The sequence below is a fragment of the Burkholderia sp. AU38729 genome (assembly GCF_020419725.1).
Lineage (GTDB): Bacteria > Pseudomonadota > Gammaproteobacteria > Burkholderiales > Burkholderiaceae > Burkholderia.
Window position 1 is genome coordinate 1 of sequence record NZ_JAIZQO010000003.1, and the last position, 17,710, is coordinate 17,710.

Here is a 17,710-nt window from a genome sequence, read left to right on the forward strand (position 1 = left end):
ACCGTGAAACGACTCTACGCCGATGATAGTGCGGATTCCCGTGTGAAAGTAGGTAATCGTCAGGCTCCCTAAGCCAGAAACCCCCGCCCGAAAGGCGGGGGTTTTTGCATTTCAGCGGCGGAAATGCACGGGGGCGCGGAGTGGTAGCCTGGCTGGAGTTTCCCCATCGCCTGTCCAAGTAGAAGCGCTCGCCGCTCCCGGCACGCCAATCAGCCAGTATCATCCGCGATCCCTTGGCCTATTGCTGCTATCTCCGATCAAGGCTGCAATTTCTCTCTCCCGCACCTCGGGCAGCACACTCGTAGGTGATTAGCTTGCCAAAGTCGACAACGAGCGTCGGGTCGCCATGCAAATACGCCGGGACGACGCACCGAACCACCGAAACTGGATCGACTCCCCCATCGCGTTCCGGCCAAATACCTCAGAAACCGCACGGAATGAACGCTTTATTCGGCGTGTCCACGTAAAATTTGCGAATCCCCATCTCTGCACACAAAACGATGAACGCCGCCATTCAGGTAGCTAGGGCCGTTTGCCCGCATGATTGTCCGGACACGTGCGCAATGCGTGTGACTGTCGAAAACGGCAAGGCGATCAAGGTCACGGGCGATCCCGACCATCCGCCGACACAAGGCGTGTTGTGTACGAAAGTCAGTCGATACGCCGATCGCGTTCATCACCCCGACCGCCTCACCGTCCCGCTCAAGCGCGTCGGCGCCAAAGGGGAGGGGCATTTCGTACCCATCAGCTGGGACGAGGCGTTCGATGAGATCGGTCGTCGTCTCGGTGAAATCGCGGCGCGCGCGCCGGAAGCGATCATGCCGTACAGCTACGCAGGGACGATGGGGCTCGTGCAGGGGGAGGGCATCGCCCAGCGATTCTTCCACAAGCTCGGCGCCTCGCGGCTCGAGCGCACGATCTGCGCGGCGGCCGGTGCAGCGGGGTTACGTTACACCTATGGCGGCAGTCTCGGCATGCACCTCGAGTATTTCGAGGAAAGCGAGCTGATTCTGATTTGGGGAGCAAACCCGATCGCGTCGAGCCTGCACTTCTGGACGCGCGCGCAGGAAGCGAAGCGCCGAGGCGCACGTCTTGTCGCCATCGATCCGTATCGTTCGCTGACGGCCGAGAAGTGTCATCAGCACATCGCGTTGAAGCCTGGTACCGACGGCGCGTTCGCACTCGGCATGATGCACGTGCTGATGACCGAAGACCTGCTCGATCACGAATACATCGCAAGCCATACGCTCGGCTTCGACGCGCTCAAGGAGCGGGCGATGTCCTATCCGCCGGAACGCGTTGCGCAGATCTGCGGGATCGACGCGTCGGAGCTGATCGACCTTGCACGTCGTTACGGTGCCACCCGCAAGGCATCGATCCGCCTCAACTACGGCATGCAGCGCGTTCGCGGCGGTGGCAACGCCGTACGCACGATCGCAAGCCTGCCAGCGCTGACGGGCGCCTGGCGGGACCGCGCCGGCGGGCTGTTGCTCTCGTCGTCGGAATCCGCGCCGGTCAACCAGGCTGCGCTGCTTCGCCCGGATTTGATGCCGGGCTGGCCGCACAAACTGCCGCGCATCATCAACATGAACGCAATCGGCGACGCGCTACTGCATCCGGGCGATGCCACCTTCGGGCCGAAGGTCGAAGCGGTGATCGTATACAACTCGAATCCGGTAGCGGTCGCACCGGATTCATCGAAGGTCGCGGCAGGGTTTGCGCGTGACGATCTGTTCACAGTTGTTCTCGAGCATTTCAAGACAGATACCGTCGATTTCGCCGATATTGTGTTGCCGGCCACCACCCAGCTCGAGCATCTGGACATCCACAAATCGTACGGTCACACCTACGTGATGGCGAATCTGCCGTCGATTCCTCCGGTGGGAGAGACACGGCCGAATACGGAGATCTTTCGTGGCATCGCGCGCAGCATGGGGCTCGACGAGCCGGCGCTTTATCACAGCGACGAAGAGGTCGCGCGCGCGGCGCTCCGCTGGGACGATCCGGTGCTCGATAGCGATTGGGACACGCTCAAGCGCGATGGCTGGTTGAAGCTCAAGCTGCCGGAGGCGCCGTTCGCGAACGGTGGTTTCCGCACGCCGTCCGGCAAGTGTGAGTTCTACAGCCCCCGACTCGAGCAGATGGGCGCGGATCCCGTGCCCGACTACCTGCCGCCATTCGAGTCGGCCGAGGCCGCGCCCGAGCTCGCCGCGCGCTATCCGCTCGCGATGATCTCGCCGCCGGCTCGCCACTTCCTGAACAGTACGTTCGTGAACGTCGACAGCCTGCGTCATACCGAAGGCGAGCCACATCTCGACATCCACCCGTCTGACGCCGACGCGCGCGGGATCGCGGAAGGTGACGTCGTTCGCATCTTCAACGACCGCGGATCGATGCAGGCGCTCGCGAGAGTTACCGATCGCGCCCGCGCGGGGCTCGTCGTCGGGCTGTCGATCTGGTGGAAGAAGCTGTCGCCGGACGGCAGGAACGCGAACGAAGTGACGAGCCAGGCACTCACCGATCTCGGCAATTCGGCGACGTTCTACGACTGCCTTGTGGAAGTTGAGCGCATTTGATCGGATATCCCCGTATGATCAGACGAATTTCCAAGGAAGTTCGAAGTGGACATCTAACCCTGTTGTCTCGGAACGAGCGAGCCGTTACGATGCGTTTTAGCACGACCATTCGAAAATCAGTGAGGAGACGCGCGGTATGGACAAAATTTGGCTGAAATCGTACCCACCCGGCGTTCCAGCCGAAATTGACGCGTCTCCTTATCCCTCTGTTCCCGACCTGCTCGACGAAAGCTTCCGGCAGTATCGCGACCGCACGGCATTCGTCTGCATGGGCAAGGGCATCACGTACGGCGAACTCGACAAGCTGTCGCGCCAGTTCGGCGCATGGCTGCAATCGCGCGGGCTTGCGCGCGGGGCGCGCGTCGCGATCATGATGCCGAACGTGCTGCAATACCCCGTGGCGATCGCCGCGGTACTGCGCGCGGGCTACACCGTCGTCAACGTCAACCCCCTCTATACGCCGCGCGAGCTCGAGCATCAACTGAAGGACAGCGGTGCGGAGGCGATCGTCATCCTCGAGAATTTTGCATCGACGCTGCAGGCCGTCATCGCGAATACGAGCGTCAAGCACGTTGTCGTCGCTTCGATGGGCGATCTGCTGGGCATCAAGGGATGGCTCGTCAACTACGTCGTGCGCAACGTGAAAAAGATGGTGCCTGCCTGGCAGCTGCCGTCGTTCACGCGCTTCAAGGCCGCGCTGTCGGAAGGTGCGCGCCAGGCATTCAAGGCGCAGAAGATCGGCCCCGATGACGTCGCGTTCCTGCAATACACGGGCGGTACGACCGGCGTGGCGAAGGGGGCGACGCTGCTGCACCGGAACATCGTGTCGAACGTGCTGCAGGCGGGCGCCTGGCATCATCCGGCTCACGAGAAGTTCCCGGACGTGAAACAGTTCGTGACCGTTGTCGCGCTGCCGCTGTATCACGTGTTCGCGCTGACCGTCTGCGGCTTCCTGACGATGCGTACCGGTGGCATGGGCATCCTGATCCCGAATCCGCGCGACATCGCCGGCATGATCAAGGAGCTGAAGGGCTACCAGATCTCGACGATCCCGGCGGTCAACACGCTGTACAACGCACTGCTGAACCACCCGGAATTCAATCAGCTCGACCTGTCGAAGCTCGTGATCGCCAACGGCGGCGGCATGGCGATCCAGGAAGGTGTCGCGAAACGCTGGTATGAAAAGACCCATACCGCGATTATCGAAGGTTACGGGCTGTCTGAAACGTCGCCGGTGGCGACCTGCAACCCCGTGACGGCGACCGAGTACAGCGGGACGATCGGCTTGCCGCTGCCGTCGACCGAGGTGGCGATTCGCGACGACGCGGGCAACGACGTCGCGCTCGGCGAACCGGGCGAGATCTGCATCCGCGGCCCGCAGGTGATGGCCGGTTACTGGAACCGGCCGGACGAGACCGCGAAGGTCATGTTCGCGGACGGCTTCTTCAAGACGGGCGACGTCGGCGTGATGGACGCGCGAGGTTACGTGAAGATCGTCGACCGGAAGAAGGACATGATCCTCGTGTCGGGCTTCAACGTGTACCCGAACGAAGTCGAGGACGTGGTGGCGTCGCATCCGGGCGTGTTCGAGGTGGCGGCGGTCGGGGTGCCCGACGAGCATTCCGGCGAAGCCGTGAAGCTGTTCGTCGTGAAGAAGGATCCGGCGCTCACCGACAAGGACATCCTCGCTTACTGCAAGGAGCGGCTCACCGGCTACAAGCGGCCGAAGCTGGTCGAGTTCCGTACGGAGCTGCCGAAAACGAACGTCGGCAAGATCCTGCGGCGCGAACTGCGTGACGGACGCGCGTAACGGCGGCCGATCGGAACGAAAAAACCCGGCCTGTGCCGGGTTTTTTGTTTGCGACCGGAAGAGACTGTTTCCGCGCGAGGCGGCTTCTGGGGGAGGTGTTCGATACGGCGGTAATGCGCTACGACGCGGCAAGGACGGCACGGTGCCTCCTCGACGAGCGCATCGTAGTCGATACGATTCGCTGCGCTCCGGCTTCGCGGCTGCACCGACCGGAAAAGAAAAAGGCGCCCGAAGGCGCCTTCAATATGCTGCGGCTTGTCAGGCAAGCTGATTAGAACTTGTGACGGATACCGACGCGTGCTGCGACCTGGTTGCTGGTGCTCGAACCTGCGAGACCGTTGATCGCTGCGGTTGCCTGGATCACGTTGCCGTTCGCGTCGAGCACGTTGCCCGATGCGTGCTGGTACACGCCGATCGCGTAGACGTCGGTGCGCTTCGACAGGAAGTAGTCGACACCCAGCGAGCCCTGGTGGTACTTGGCTGCCGAGCTGCCGTTGATCTTGCTGCCTTGCGTGTAGTCGTACGCTGCGCCGAGAATCAACGCCGGGGTCAGCTGATACTTGAAGTTGAGTTCGCCGTTGTTGAACGTCGCGGACTGGTTCACGAACGGGCCTGCCGAGAAGCCCTTGAACTTCGTGTTCGAGTACGTTGCACCGATCGTCGCTGCGCCGAACGTGTAGGCGCCGCCGGCACCGATGACCTGGTACGTGTTCGCGTTGTTCGCGTACGCGCCGTAGATCGGCGACGAGACCGACGAAGACGCCGAGCCGTTGTTGAACATGCCGCCGAACTGGTTCGGCGTGCGTGCGTTCAAGTAGCCCACGCCCAAGACCAGCGGGCCGTTGTTGTAGCCTGCGCCGAGCGACCAGACCTGGTTCTTCGAGAACTGGCCTGCCTGACCGCCGAAGCTGTACAAGCCGCCGAACGAGAAGCCGCCGTAGGTCTGGCTCGTGAACTTGACTGCGTTGTTCACGCGATACGCGTTGTTGAAGTTGTCGAGGTCACCCGGGTGAGCAGCGATGTAGCCACCCCATTGGTCGCCTGCCTCGAGCGGGCCGACGAAGTCGACGACGGAGTCGTATTGACGACCCAGCGTGACCGTACCGTACTGGCTCGACAGGCCGACGTAAGCCTGACGACCGAACATCAGGCCGCCCTGACCGAGCTTGCCGCTGTTCACGTCGAAACCGTTTTCGAGGGTGAAGATCGCCTTCAGGCCGCCACCGAGGTCTTCGGTGCCGCGCAGGCCGAAGCGGCTGCCTTGCATCACGCCGCTGGCCATGCTGTACAGGTGCTTGCCGCCCGCGTTGTTGTTAAAGAGCAGGCCTTCATCGATGATGCCGTAAAGCGTCACGCTGCTTTGCGCATGGGCAGCGCCAGCAAACGCGCCCAGCGCGACGAGCGCGAGAAGCGACTTTTTCATTAACGGATCTCCAAAATTCACTGAATTTTTTCTGGCGGGGCGGATAGTTATGTTCTGTTGACGGGCCCCATCAACTTCGCAAGAAGTCGCACGTAATGTAGCAAAACCGTTTTTTGCCACAAAGCGAAATGCCGCAGCTCAAGGTCGCCATGTTTCCTTTATGCAACAATGGTTAAAATCACGGGTTAACCGCAATTTCCGCTGAATAATCAAGTCGGTTACGCAGCGGACTCGTGCCCTTGCCGCTCGCGGCAGCACCTGCAGCCAGGAGAACAGGATGGTGTTGGATGAACTGATCAGCGAATTCGATCGCGGCCTGCGATCGCTGACCGGCATTAGCCGGATGAGCCGGCCGGTGCCCGCGCCGGCGGAGGCGCCGGCCGTCGAGCTGACGCCTGCGGAGCGTACGCATGCCGCCGGGCTGATGCGCGTGAACCACGTCGGCGAGGTCTGCGCGCAGGCGCTGTACCAGGCGCAGAAACTCACCGCGCGCACGGCGTCGGCGAAGGCGATGTTCGAGGAGGCCGCACGCGAGGAGGAGGATCACCTCGCGTGGACCGCGCATCGCCTGAAAGAACTCGACTCGCGCCCGAGCCTGCTGAACCCGCTCTGGTATGCGGGTTCGCTCGCAATCGGCGTGGCGGCCGGCGCGCTCGGCGACAAGGTCAGCCTCGGCTTCATGGCCGAGACCGAACGGCAGGTCGAGAGCCATCTCGAAGGCCACATGTCCGAGTTGCCGGCGGCCGATACCGCGTCGCGCGCGATCGTCGACCAGATGCGTATCGACGAGGTGAAGCACGGCAAGGCCGCGGCCGACGCAGGCGGGATCGAGCTGCCGCTGCCCGCGCGGATGCTGATGCGCGCCGCGTCGAAAGTCATGACGAGCACTGCGTACTATCTGTGAGATTCCCACCGGGGCGATGCGTGACGTCGCCCCGGTTCCCCGCCGCTGATACCGCCCGTTTATTCCTCGTTTTCCCGCCCCCGAAAGCCCCGTCCGCACACCCGTCTGGCCTGTCTTTCTCACGTATCACCTTCACAAGTTGCACTAGCTCATTCATTTATAACGGTTTTTAGAATGAGGGGGCGCATGAGCATGTGCGCGTAAGTCCTTGTTCTAACTAACAAAATTCGTCAAAAAAGCGGGCCGCTCCCTTGACCGTGCCACACCCTTCCTCTAAAGTGGGAGACAGTGTGAGAAAGTGTATTTTTGTGTGATTTGGCGGGCTATTCCGGCTAAATTCTCAGCATGTAGCGGGTGCTTCGGTGCCCTGAACGGGAGAGCGGAAAGTGTTCCAAGGGGCGTCGGCGCTGACGCTCGATGCGAAAGGGCGGATGTCGGTGCCGGCTCGCTATCGCGAAGCGCTGCAAGGACAGGCAGAAGGACGGGTGACTGTGACCAAGCACCCGGACGGCTGCCTGTTGCTGTTTCCGCGCCCCGAATGGGAGGTATTCCGCGCCAAGATCGCCGCGCTGCCGATGGACGCGCACTGGTGGCGGCGCATTTTTCTCGGCAATGCGATGGATGTCGATCTCGACAGCGCGGGCCGGATTCTCGTATCGCCCGAGCTGCGCATGGCAGCCGGACTGGAAAAGGAAGTCATGTTGTTGGGAATGGGTAGTCACTTCGAGCTGTGGGATTCGCAAACCTACAACGCGAAGGAGCAGGCAGCGATGGCGCAGGGCATGCCCGACGCGCTGAAGAATTTCACGTTCTGATTGCGGTGACGGAGACGCCCGCGATGGGAAACGAATTGCAGCATCGGACCGTGTTGTTGGACGAAGCGGTCGAATCGCTCGTGACGCGACCGGATGGCATTTATGTCGACGGTACGTTCGGGCGCGGCGGCCATAGCCGCGCGGTGCTCGCGCGGCTGGCGCCGGGCGGGCGGCTGATCGCGTTCGACAAGGATCCGAGGGCGATCGAGACGGCGCAGGGTATCGAGGATGCGCGCTTCTCGATCGTGCATGACAGCTTTGCATCGATGCGTGACGCGCTTGCGGCGCGCGGCGTCGAGAAGGTGTCGGGGGTGTTGCTCGACCTGGGCGTGTCCTCGCCGCAGGTGGACGATCCGGCGCGCGGCTTCAGCTTCCGCGCCGATGGTCCGCTGGACATGCGGATGGATCCGACGCGCGGCGAGTCGGCGGCGGAATGGCTCGCACGGGCTTCGGTGCAGGAATTGACGGAGGTGATACGGGATTATGGGGAAGAACGGTTTGCTTTTCAGATTGCAAAGGCGCTTGTTGCTCGCCGGGCAGAGTCCGACCGTCTTGGGCCTCTCGACACCACGGGCGAGCTTGCCCAAATCGTGGGTCACGTCGTCAAAACCCGTGAGAAGGGCAAGGATCCGGCAACCCGCACCTTTCAGGCTATACGGATTCACGTCAATCAAGAGCTTGCGGACCTGCAAGTCGTACTAGACGCGGCACTGTCGTTGCTGGAGCAAGGGGGGCGGCTGGTGGTCATCAGCTTTCATTCACTCGAGGACCGGATCGTCAAGCGATTCATGCAGGCGCACGCGAGTGCGCCTGCGGTCGATCGTCGCCTGCCGATCCGCGCCGTCGACCTCCCGAGCCCGCCGCTCAAGATCATCAGCCGCCAGTTTCCGAGTGAAGCGGAAGTCGCTGCGAATCCGCGCGCCCGCTCCGCCGTGATGCGCATTGCGGAGCGCGTCACGCCATGAGCCGCTTCAACATCTTCCTGCTGATCATCGTGATGGGTTGCGCGCTGTCGGTCGTCAATTCGACGAACCAGCAGCGCCAGATCTTCATCCAGCTGCAGCGTGCGCAGTCGCAGGAGCGTCAACTCCAGCAGGACTACGCGCAGCTTCAATATCAGCAGAGCGCGCTGTCGAAGACGTCGCGCATCGAGCAGCTCGCGAACGATTCACTGAAGATGCAGCCGATCACGACCGGCCGCACGCAATACCTGACGCTGCCGCCGGGCGCCGCGAAGGCGATCGATGCGCCGATCCCGGCTTCGGCGGACACGGCCGGCAAGGGCAAGGGAGGCGCGCGATGAAGCCGTCCCAGAAGCGCCAGAACGTCAAGTTCTCGTCGAGCCCCGTGCTGGGCGTGCATCTGCCGATGTGGCGCTCGAAGCTCGTCGTGTTCCTGCTGTTCATGGCGTTCGTCGCGCTGGCCGCGCGCGCGTTCTGGATCCAGGGGCCCGGCAACGCGTTCTACCGGAAGCAGGGCGAAAGCCGCTACCAGCGCACGATCGATCTGCCGGCGACGCGCGGCAAGATTCTCGACCGTAACGGGCTCGTGCTCGCGACGAGCCTGCCCGTGCGCGCGATCTGGGCGATTCCCGACGCGGTGCCGGACGATCTCGATGCCGACAAGGTCAATCAGCTCGGCAAGCTCCTCGGCATGACGTCGAAGGAACTGCGCGTGAAGCTGTCGGAAGACAAGGGTTTCGTCTACGTCAAGCGCCAGGTGCCGATCGACGTCGCGGACAAGGTCGCCGCGCTCGACATTCCCGGCATCTATCAGCGCAACGAATACAAGCGCTTCTATCCGGAAGGCGAGATCACCGCTCACCTGATCGGCTTCACGAACGTCGAGGACGAAGGGCAGGAAGGCGTCGAGCTGGGCGACCAGAAGATGCTGTCCGGTACGTCGGGCATGCGTCGCGTGATCAAGGACCGGATGGGGCACATCGTCGAGGACGTCGCCGAGCAGATCCCGCCGCACAACGGCACCGACGTCGACCTGTCGATCGACAGCAAGATCCAGTACATCGCGTACGCGAACCTGAAGGCCGCCGTCGAGAAGTTCAAGGCGAAGGCCGGCGCGGCGATGGTCGTCGACGTGCGCACCGGCGAGGTACTCGCACTCGTCAACTACCCGACGTACAACCCGAACGACCGCTCGCGCATGACGGGCGAGCAGTTGCGCAACCGGATCATGACCGACGTGTTCGAGCCCGGCTCGATCATGAAGCCGTTTACGGTGTCGCTCGCGCTCGACCTGCACCGCGTGACGCCGAACACGCTCGTCGAGACGGGCAACGGGCATTTCGTGCTCGATGGCGCGCCGATCACCGACGACGCGGGTTTCGGCACGTTGACGGTCGGCGGCGTGATCCAGAAGTCGAGCAACATCGGCGCGACGAAGATCGCGATGACGATGCGGCCCGAGGAAATGTGGAATATGTATACGAGCATCGGCCTCGGCCAGGCGCCGAAGGTCGGGTTCCCGGGGGCGGTGGCCGGCCGCCTGCGTCCGTGGAAGAGCTGGCGCCGCATCGAGCAGGCGACGATGTCGTACGGCTACGGCCTGTCGGTGTCGCTGTTCCAGCTCGCGCGCGCCTACACGGCGATCGCGCATGACGGCGAGCTGATGCCCGTGACCATTTTCAAGACCGACCCCAACCAGCCGGTCGTCGGCACGCAGGTGTTCAACCCGACCACCGCGCGCGAAGTGCGCGCGATGCTCGAGACGGTGGTGGCGCCGGGCGGCACGTCGCCGGATGCGGCCGTGCCGGGCTATCGCGTCGGCGGCAAGAGCGGTACCGCGTACAAGCATGAAGGCCACGGCTACACGCGCAAGTACCGCGCGTCGTTCGTCGGGATGGCGCCGATGCCGAATCCGCGCATCGTCGTCGCGGTATCGGTCGACGAGCCGACCGCCGGCAGCCACTTCGGCGGCCAGGTGTCCGGCCCCGTATTCTCGGCGATCGCCGGCGACACGATGCGTGCGCTGAACGTGCCGCCGAACATGCCGATCAAGCAGCTCGTCGTGTCTGACGATTCGCCGGCAGCACCTTCCGCGACGGGGGCGCAAAAGCTGCCCGCGGGTGGCGGTGCGAAGCATATGATCGTGTCCAGCACGACGCGTAATTCACCAGGAGTTGTTCGATGAGCGCCGCTCGCAGTTCCCATCCGGCGCATCAGCAGATCGCAGCCGCGCTTGCGTGGCTGCGTCAGCATGTGGCCCCCGCAGCGCAACTGCATGCCGACACGCGCAGCCTCGAGGCGGGCGACGTGTTTTTTGCGTATGCAGTCGACGGGGCCGACAACCGCGCATTCATTGCCGAAGCCGTCGCGCGCGGTGCGGCCGCCGTGCTGTATCAGCCCGAAGGGCTGGCCGCTGCGCCGGCGGTGCCTGTCGCACTGGCCGTGCCGGTGCTCGACCAGCTCGCCGGCGAGATCGCCAGCGGCTGGTACGGCGATCCGAGCGACAACCTGCTCGCGGTGGGGGTGACCGGCACGAACGGCAAGACCTCGTGCACGCAGTGGATCGCCACCGCGCTGACGGCGCTGCACCAGCCGTGCGCGGTGATCGGCACGCTTGGCACCGGGATGCCCGGCCAGCTGGTGCCGACCGGTTTCACGACCCCCGACGCACCGCAACTGCAGCGCAGCCTGGCGCAATTGTGCGACGCGGGCGCGAAGGCCGTGGCGATGGAGGTGTCGTCGCACGCGCTGCACCAGGGGCGCGTGAACGGTACGGCTTTCGACATCGCGGTGTTTACGAACCTCACGCAGGATCACCTCGACTATCACGGCACGTTCGACGCGTACGAAGCCGCGAAGGCGAAGCTGTTCGCATGGCGGGGCTTGCGCGCGGCGGTCGTCAACCGCGACGACGCAGCAGGTCGGCGCCTGCTCGAGAAACTGGCCGGTCGCGTGCGTACGATTGCGTACGGGATCGGCGATGCACCGGTGCCGGACGCCGATCGCGAACTGGTCGCGCTCGACGTGCGCGCCACCGCGACCGGCACGGCGTTCCGCCTGCGTTCGTCGTGGGGCGACGCGGACGTCGAGGTCGGCACGCTCGGCACGTTCAACGTCAGCAACCTGCTCGCGGTGCTCGGCTCGCTGCTCGCGGCCGACGTGCCGTTCGACGCGGCGCTCGCCGAGATCGCACGGCTCGAGTCCGTCAACGGCCGGATGCAGCGGCTCGGCGGCCGGCTGCAGAACGACGAACCGCTGGTCGTGATCGACTACGCACACACGCCCGACGCGCTCGAAAAGACGCTCGACGCGCTGCGCCCGATCGCCACGGCGCGTGGCGGGCGGCTCGTCTGCATGTTCGGCTGCGGCGGCGATCGCGATGCGACGAAGCGCCCGCTGATGGGCGCGATCGCGGAGCGGCTCGCCGATGAAACCGTCGTCACGAGCGACAACCCGCGCAGCGAGGATCCGCAGCGCATCATCGACCAGATCGTCGCAGGCATGACCGCGCCCGATCACGCACGCCGTATCGAGGATCGCGCGAGCGCGATCCTGCAGGCCGTGCGCGGCGCGGCACGCGAGGATGTCGTCGTGCTGGCCGGCAAGGGCCACGAGGCCACGCAGGAAATCATGGGCAAGAAGCGCACGTTCTCCGACCAGGATCACGCGCGGCTCGCGCTGGCAGCACGCGCGACGCACGGCAAGGGAGGCGCCGAATGACGATGCTCAGTCTCGGCGAAGCCGCTCGCCTGATCCCCGGCGCAACTGTTCACGGCGACGCGGGCGTCACGTTCGACCGCGTGTCGACGGACAGCCGCACGGCCGGCCCCGGCGACCTGTTCGTCGCATTGAAAGGCGAGCGCTTCGATGCGCACGACTTCCTCGGCGATGTCGCCGCGCGCGGGGCTGCCGCGGCGCTGGTCGCGCACGTGCCGGCGGGCGTCACGATGCCGGTGATCGAAGGTGGTGAAACGCGTGCTGCGCTCGGCGCGCTTGCGCATGGCTGGCGCCAACGATTCGCACTGCCGCTCGTCGCGGTGACGGGCAGCAACGGCAAGACGACCGTCAAGGAAATGATCGCGTCGATCTTCGCGGCGGCGGTCGGCGCCGATGCGCGGCTCGCGACGGCCGGCAACCTGAACAACGATGTCGGCCTGCCGCTGACGCTGCTGCGCCTGTCGGCCGCGCATCGTCTCGCGGTGATCGAGATCGGGATGAATCACCCGGGCGAGACGGAAGTCCTTGCGCGCCTTACCGCCCCGACGGTCGCGCTCGTCAACAACGCGCAGCGCGAGCACCAGGAGTTCATGGCGACGGTCGAAGCCGTCGCGCTCGAGCACGCGGCCGTGATTCACGCGCTGCCGCCGGACGGCGTCGCGGTGTTCCCGGCCGATGACGCATACGCTGGCATCTGGCGCGTTGCGGCAACCGGCAACCGGATCCTCGATTTCGCGCTGCACGATGCCGAACGGCAAAGCGACGCGCAGGTCACGGGCCGCCTGCACGGCGGCGAACTCGCGATCGACACGCCCGCGGGCGCCGTCACGGTGCGGCTGCGTGCGCTCGGCGAGCACAACGCGCGCAACGCGCTGGCCGCTACGGCCGCGGCGCTGGGCGCCGGCGTCGCGCTGTCGGCGATCAAGCAGGGCCTCGAATCGTTCGAACCGGTCAAGGGCCGGCTGCAGGTGAAACAGGCGATCGCAGGCAGCCTCGCGGGCGCAACGGTCGTCGACGATACGTACAACGCGAATCCCGATTCGATGCGTGCCGCGATCGACGTGCTCGCCGCGCAACCGGCGCCGCGCGTGCTGGTGATCGGCGACATGGGCGAGGTCGGCGACGAAGGCCCGGCCTTCCATCGCGAGGTCGGTGCCTACGCGCGCGAGCGCGGAATCGACGCGCTGTTCGCGCTCGGCGACGCGTCGCGCGATGCCTGCACCGCGTACGGCGACACGGCCCGCCATTTCGGCGACGTCGGCGCGCTGGTCGGCGCATTGCTCGGGGCGGGTTACGGCGCGCAGGCGACGCTGCTCGTGAAGGGCTCGCGGTACATGAAGATGGAGCGCGTGGTCGACGCGCTGACGAACCAACCCGCGGCGGGCACGACGCCCGCTGCACACTGAGTAGAAGGAAGGAAGCATGCTGCTGGCGCTGGCGCAATGGCTGCAAGGAGACGCAAGCTTTTTGCGCTTGTTCACGTACCTCACGTTCCGTGCGGTGATGGCCACCATCACCGCGCTCGGGATCGGGCTCGTGTGCGGACCGTGGGTGATCCGCAAGCTGACGCAAATGAAGGTCGGTCAGGCCGTGCGCAAGGACGGCCCGCAGACGCACCTGGTCAAGTCCGGCACGCCGACGATGGGCGGCGTGCTGATCCTGATCGGCATCGCGGTCGCGACGCTGCTGTGGGGCGACCTGACGAACCGTTTCATCTGGATCGTGATGCTCGTGACGTTCGGTTTCGGCGTGATCGGCTGGGTCGACGATTACCGCAAGGTCGTCCACAAGGACCCGCGCGGGATGTCGTCGCGCGAGAAGTATTTCTGGCAATCCGTGATCGGGCTGTTCGCGGCCGTCTACCTCGCCTTCAGCGTGTCCGAGGCGAACAACGTGCGCGTGTTCGACCTGTTCATGGCATGGGTGAGGAGCGGCCTGTCGATGGGGCTGCCGGCACGTGCCGACCTGATGCTGCCGTTCCTGAAGTCGATCAGCTACCCGCTCGGCGTGTGGGGCTTCATCGTGCTGACGTACTTCGTGATCGTCGGCGCGAGCAACGCGGTGAACCTGACCGACGGCCTCGACGGCCTCGTGATCATGCCGGTCGTGCTGGTCGGTGCGTCGCTGGGTGTGTTCGCGTACGTGATGGGCAGCGCGGTCTATTCAAAATACCTGCTGTTCCCGCACATTCCGGGCGCGGGCGAATTGCTGATCTTCTGTTCGGCGATGGGAGGGGCAGGGCTCGCGTTCCTCTGGTACAACACGCACCCCGCGCAGGTGTTCATGGGTGACGTCGGCGCGCTGGCGCTCGGCGGCGCGCTCGGCACGGTCGCGGTGATCGTACGCCAGGAAATCGTGCTGTTCATCATGGGCGGCATCTTCGTCGCGGAAACGCTGTCGGTGATGCTGCAGGTTTCGTGGTTCAAGTACACGAAGAAGCGCTACGGCGAAGGGCGGCGCCTGCTGAAGATGGCGCCGCTGCATCACCATTTCGAATTGTCCGGCTGGAAGGAGACGCAGGTGGTCGTGCGTTTCTGGATCATCACACTGATGCTGTGCCTGTTCGGTCTGACCACCCTCAAGCTGCGGTAAAGGAAAGGTAACAAGGATGTCTGGCGAGATGTTTGGAGATCGGCAACGGCCGATGGTGCTCGTACTGGGGCTCGGGGAATCGGGTCTCGCGATCGCGCGATGGTGCGCGAGGCACGGGTGCCGGCTGCGTATTGCCGATACCCGCGAGGCGCCGCCGAACCTTGCCGCGCTGCAGGCCGAAGGCATCGATGCGGAATTCGTCGGCGGGGCATTCACGCCTGCGCTGCTCGACGGCGGCGTCGAGCTCGTCGGGCTGAGCCCCGGGCTGTCGCCGCTCGAACCGGCACTCGCGTCGCTGGTCGCGGCCGCGAACGAACAGGGCGTCGCGGTGTGGGGCGAGCTGGAATTCTTCGCGCAGGCACTGCGTGCGCTCGGCACGAGCGGCTACCAGCCGAAGGTGCTCGCGATCACGGGCACCAACGGCAAGACCACGACGACGAGCCTCACCGGCCTGCTGTGCCAGCGCTCGGGCAAGAAGGTCGCCGTCGCAGGCAATATCAGTCCTGCGATGCTCGACCGGCTCGCCAGTGCGATCGACGAGACCGCGCTGCCCGACGTGTGGGTGCTCGAACTGTCGAGCTTCCAGCTCGAGACCGCGCGCACGTTCGCGCCCGATGCGGCCGCGATCCTCAACATCACGCAGGACCACCTCGACTGGCACGGCAGCTTCGACGCGTACGCGCAGGCAAAGGGCCGGATCTTCGGCGCGACGACCACGCGCGTGCTGAACCGCGACGATGCGACGGTGATGAGGTTCGCCCCGGCAGCCGGCGCGGCCGACGCGCCGCGCACGGTCACGTTCGGCCTGAGCGAACCGGTGCAGGACGGCGACTACGGGCTGTCGCGCGATAACGGTATCGCGTGGCTGGTCGAAGCGGTCGATCGCGACGCCCCGGATGAAACCGCGACGACGACCCGTCGGCGCAAGCGCGATGCTGCGCATACGCCCGACATCGCGCAGAAGCGCCTGATGCCGGCCGACGCGCTGCGCATCCGCGGGCTGCACAACGCGGCGAACGCACTGGCCGCATTCGCGCTCGCACGCGCGATCGACCTGCCGGCCGCGCCGCTGCTGCACGCGCTGCGCGAGTACCGCGGCGAAGCGCATCGCGTCGAAGTGATCGCGACGATCGACGACGTGGACTACGTCGACGACAGCAAGGGCACGAACGTCGGCGCGACGGTTGCCGCACTCGACGGGCTGGCGCAGAAGATCGTGCTGATCGCGGGCGGCGACGGCAAGGGGCAGGATTTCGCACCGCTGGTTGCGCCGGTCGCGCGCTGGTGCCGTGCGGTGATGCTGATCGGCCGCGACGCACCGGCGATCCGCGACACGCTCGCCGAAACAGGCGTGCCGCTCGCCGACCACACGACGCTCGAAGGTGCGGTGCACGCGGCAGCCGACCTCGCGGAGCCCGGCGATGCGGTGCTGCTGTCGCCTGCCTGCGCGAGCCTCGACATGTTCAGGAACTACGCCCATCGCGCGGATGTGTTCCGCGCGGCGGTCGACGAAATCGCCATCGACAAAGGAGCGACGCCATGAGCTGGTCCGATCGCCTCGTCTCCCGTTTCAACGATCGTCGCGACACCGGCGGCAATGCCGCGGGCGGCCGCGTCGCGTCGGCCACGCGCGCCGCGACGGGCGGCCTCGCGAGCGTCGTCAACGGCGTGCGCCCGAGCCGTTCGCGGATGCTCGACTTCGACTACTCGCTGCTGTGGGTCGCGATCGCGCTGCTCGGGCTCGGCGTCGTGATGGTGTATTCGGCGTCGATCGCGATGCCCGATTCGCCGAAATACGCGTCGTATCACGACTACGCGTTCCTGATGCGCCACTGCATCTCGCTCGCCGTCGCGTTCGTCGCGGCGGTGGTCGCGTTCCGCGTGCCGGTGTCGACGTGGGACAAATACGCGCCGCAACTCTTCCTGATCGCGCTCGTCGGCCTCGTGATCGTGCTGATCCCGCACGTCGGCAAGGGTGTGAACGGTGCGCGCCGCTGGATTCCGCTCGGCATCACGAACATGCAGCCGTCGGAAATCATGAAGCTCGCGGTGACGATCTACGCGGCGAACTACACGGTGCGCAAGCAGGAATACATGCAGAGCTTCGCCAAGGGCTTCCTGCCGATGGCGTTCGCGGTCGGCTTGGTCGGTGCGCTGCTGCTCCTCGAGCCGGACATGGGCGCGTTCATGGTGGTCGCGGCGATCGCGATGGGTGTGCTGTTCCTCGGCGGTGTGAACGGCAAGTTGTTCGGCGGCCTCGTCGCGACCGCGATCGGCACCTTCACGATGCTGGTGTGGCTGTCGCCGTGGCGTCGCGAGCGGATCTTCGCGTACCTCGATCCGTGGGACGAGCGCTACGCGCAGGGCAAGGCGTACCAGCTCACGCATTCGCTGATCGCGTTCGGCCGCGGCGAGTGGTTCGGCGTCGGCCTCGGCGGCAGCGTCGAGAAGCTGAACTACCTGCCGGAAGCGCATACCGACTTCATCCTCGCGGTGATCGGCGAGGAGCTCGGTTTCGTCGGCGTGCTGGTCGTGATCCTGCTGTTTTACTGGATCGTGCGCCGCGCGTTCGAGATCGGCCGCCAGGCGCTCGCGCTCGATCGCACGTTCGCGGGCCTGATGGCGAAGGGTATCGGTATCTGGTTCGGCGCGCAGACCTTCATCAACATGGGCGTGAACCTCGGGCTGCTGCCGACCAAGGGCCTGACGCTGCCGCTCGTGAGCTACGGCGGCTCGGGCATTTTGCTGAACTGCGTCGCGCTCGCGGTGCTGCTGCGGGTGGACTATGAAAATCGCGTACTGATGCGGGGAGGGAAGGTATGACCTCCCCGCGTCAGTACGCGATTTCGGTGAAGGCTAACTTCGTGCGCGGAGCGCGCGAAGTTAAGCGAAGCGGCCGTAGCCAAAACAT

At 65.1% G+C, this 17,710-nt stretch carries 13 protein-coding genes; 12 read left to right on the top strand and 1 reads right to left on the bottom strand.

Annotation, left to right across the window (positions count from 1 at the left end):
- The first annotated feature begins 500 nt into the window (after window positions 1-500).
- Both LGM56_RS08915 and LGM56_RS08920 read left to right on the top strand, forming a co-directional pair.
- Window positions 501-2,576, top strand: a complete 2,076-nt coding sequence (locus LGM56_RS08915) for a molybdopterin-dependent oxidoreductase (RefSeq protein WP_226204248.1) — start codon at window positions 501-503, stop codon at window positions 2,574-2,576.
- Between the two features lie 136 nt (window positions 2,577-2,712).
- Window positions 2,713-4,386 (top strand): long-chain fatty acid--CoA ligase, encoded by a 1,674-nt coding sequence (locus LGM56_RS08920; protein ID WP_089494036.1) that lies wholly within the window; start codon window positions 2,713-2,715, stop codon window positions 4,384-4,386.
- 271 nt (window positions 4,387-4,657) lie between these two features.
- On the opposite strand, the gene LGM56_RS08925 is transcribed toward LGM56_RS08920, so the two are convergent.
- Entirely contained in the window at window positions 4,658-5,809 is a 1,152-nt protein-coding gene (locus LGM56_RS08925; RefSeq protein WP_089494038.1) for a porin, read from the bottom strand.
- A 277-nt stretch (window positions 5,810-6,086) separates the two neighbouring features.
- Here LGM56_RS08925 and coq7 point away from each other — a divergent pair, with 277 nt between their 5' ends.
- The 10 genes from coq7 to ftsW all read left to right on the top strand — a co-directional run bounded on the left by coq7 (window position 6,087) and on the right by ftsW (window position 17,622).
- Complete coding sequence (gene coq7 / locus LGM56_RS08930; protein WP_089424416.1) at window positions 6,087-6,713, top strand: 2-polyprenyl-3-methyl-6-methoxy-1,4-benzoquinone monooxygenase; 627 nt, start codon at window positions 6,087-6,089, stop codon at window positions 6,711-6,713.
- Between the two features lie 386 nt (window positions 6,714-7,099).
- A complete protein-coding gene (gene mraZ / locus LGM56_RS08935; RefSeq protein WP_006487094.1) occupies window positions 7,100-7,528 on the top strand; it encodes a division/cell wall cluster transcriptional repressor MraZ in 429 nt (142 codons plus the stop codon).
- A 23-nt stretch (window positions 7,529-7,551) separates the two neighbouring features.
- Complete coding sequence (gene rsmH / locus LGM56_RS08940) at window positions 7,552-8,493, top strand: 16S rRNA (cytosine(1402)-N(4))-methyltransferase RsmH (protein ID WP_011350832.1); 942 nt, start codon at window positions 7,552-7,554, stop codon at window positions 8,491-8,493.
- Window positions 8,490-8,831, top strand: coding sequence for a cell division protein FtsL (gene ftsL / locus LGM56_RS08945; RefSeq protein ID WP_009694564.1), 342 nt, complete (start codon window positions 8,490-8,492; stop codon window positions 8,829-8,831). Before rsmH ends, ftsL begins: the two co-directional genes overlap by 4 nt.
- Complete coding sequence (locus LGM56_RS08950; protein WP_226204249.1) at window positions 8,828-10,675, top strand: peptidoglycan D,D-transpeptidase FtsI family protein; 1,848 nt, start codon at window positions 8,828-8,830, stop codon at window positions 10,673-10,675. Before ftsL ends, LGM56_RS08950 begins: the two co-directional genes overlap by 4 nt.
- Window positions 10,672-12,210 carry a UDP-N-acetylmuramoyl-L-alanyl-D-glutamate--2,6-diaminopimelate ligase gene (locus LGM56_RS08955; RefSeq protein WP_226204252.1) on the top strand — a complete coding sequence of 513 codons (1,539 nt, stop codon included), beginning with the start codon at window positions 10,672-10,674 and terminating at the stop codon, window positions 12,208-12,210. The genes LGM56_RS08950 and LGM56_RS08955 overlap by 4 nt, the downstream gene beginning before the upstream one ends.
- Window positions 12,207-13,613 (top strand): UDP-N-acetylmuramoyl-tripeptide--D-alanyl-D-alanine ligase, encoded by a 1,407-nt coding sequence (locus LGM56_RS08960; RefSeq protein ID WP_226204254.1) that lies wholly within the window; start codon window positions 12,207-12,209, stop codon window positions 13,611-13,613. Before LGM56_RS08955 ends, LGM56_RS08960 begins: the two co-directional genes overlap by 4 nt.
- Before the next feature lie 16 nt (window positions 13,614-13,629).
- Complete coding sequence (gene mraY, locus LGM56_RS08965) at window positions 13,630-14,799, top strand: phospho-N-acetylmuramoyl-pentapeptide-transferase (protein WP_006477019.1); 1,170 nt, start codon at window positions 13,630-13,632, stop codon at window positions 14,797-14,799.
- Window positions 14,800-14,827: 28 nt separating this feature from the next.
- Entirely contained in the window at window positions 14,828-16,342 is a 1,515-nt protein-coding gene (gene murD / locus LGM56_RS08970) for a UDP-N-acetylmuramoyl-L-alanine--D-glutamate ligase (RefSeq protein ID WP_226204256.1), read from the top strand.
- Window positions 16,339-17,622 carry a putative lipid II flippase FtsW gene (gene ftsW / locus LGM56_RS08975; RefSeq protein WP_089439163.1) on the top strand — a complete coding sequence of 428 codons (1,284 nt, stop codon included), beginning with the start codon at window positions 16,339-16,341 and terminating at the stop codon, window positions 17,620-17,622. Before murD ends, ftsW begins: the two co-directional genes overlap by 4 nt.
- The last annotated feature ends 88 nt before the right edge of the window (window positions 17,623-17,710 follow it).